Origin of the sequence: Streptomyces klenkii (genome assembly GCF_003626645.1) — a bacterium.
In the GTDB taxonomy this organism is placed as follows: domain Bacteria; phylum Actinomycetota; class Actinomycetes; order Streptomycetales; family Streptomycetaceae; genus Streptomyces; species Streptomyces klenkii.
In genome coordinates, this window is sequence record NZ_RBAM01000111.1 from 1 (window position 1) to 1263 (window position 1263).

Consider the following 1263-nt stretch of genomic DNA (forward strand, 5'->3'; position numbering starts at 1 on the left):
AAGGCGCTCAAGCCCATGAAGGCCGACCCCGAACGACTCGCACGCGGCCGAGGGAAAGCCGCTGCCGCCACACCCGAGCAGCTGCGGCAGATGGCCGCCGCCGTCCCCGACAGCCTCACCGGCCTCCGCGACCACGCCCTCTGGCTCCTCGCGTTCGCCGTAGCCGGCCGCTCCGCCGAGGTGTCCGCCCTCCGCGGCGACGGCATCGTCCACGTCTCCCAAGGGCTCGAAGTCCGCGTGCCGTCAGTGAAGGGCCGCCCGGCCCGCGACGTGGTCGTCGGCTACGGCAAGAGCCCTGACACCTGCCCCGTCCGCGCCTGGCTGACCTGGTGTTCCGCAGCCGGAATCGTCACGGGCCCCGCGTTCGTCCCCATCGACCGGTGGGGCAACATCGGCGACCACGCCCTCTCCCCAGCCGCCTGCCGCGAGATCATCGCCCGCAACGCCGAGCGAGCCGGCGTCGCCGTTCGGTTGACCGGGCACAGCATGCGGGCCGGGTTCATCACCACCAGCCGCGTGGCCGGGAAACGTGAGGAGAAGATCCGCGCCCAGTCCGGCCACGCCGACAACTCCCCAGTCTTCTGGGGCTACATCCGCGACGCCGACAAGTGGACCGACGCCGCATCGGAGGACATCGGCCTGTGACGCAGAGAGCCCCCGCCGCGTGATGCGGCGGGGGCTCGGGGGGTTGTCCCCTCCCTGGTGCGGCGACGGTACTCCCGCCCAGCCGCCGCGGGAAGGGGCTACGCGGCGATTCCGGCCCGCCCGGCGAGGGGCAGTTTCATCGCCTCCTGGCGGCCGTAGCGGGCGCCGCAGGTGGCGCAGGTGGCGCCCGGGGTGGAGACGGTGACCCACAGCACGGCCCGGCAGTGGCAGCGCACCGCGACGTGCCGCTCGCCTCTCTCCCCGGTCGCCGGGGCGTAGGTCTGCCGGTAGAGGCGGCTGATCGCGTGGAGGCTGTCGCCGACGCCCTCGTGCATGCCACACGCCCAGTCCAGGCGCCACCGCAGCCAGCGGCACAGGGTAGTGACGCGCTGGTCGTCCCCGGCGGGCCAGTCGGGGTGTTCGTGGCCGCCGGCGTCGGCCCAGTCGCGGACGCAGGACACCAGGGCGGCGGTGACGCCGCTGCGGAGTCCGTCGGTGAGGTCGGCGCGGGTGAGGGAGGCGGGCGGGCGGGAGCCTGTGGTGCCGTGGAGGCTGCTGACGTACCAGCCGCCGGCCGGTGCGGGGGCGAGGGTGTCTTCCAGTTGCCGGTAGAGGCGG

The 1263-nt window shown here is 74.2% G+C and carries 2 protein-coding genes; one reads left to right on the top strand and one right to left on the bottom strand.

Annotation, left to right across the window (positions count from 1 at the left end):
* Positions 1 to 645 (top strand): site-specific integrase (locus D7231_RS36775; protein ID WP_479685692.1); only part of this gene is annotated, 645 nt, incomplete at its 5' end.
* Between the two features lie 98 nt (positions 646 to 743).
* Here the strand turns inward: D7231_RS36775 and D7231_RS36780 are convergent.
* Positions 744 to 1263 (bottom strand): hypothetical protein (locus tag D7231_RS36780; RefSeq protein ID WP_120760405.1); only part of this gene is annotated, 520 nt, incomplete at its 5' end.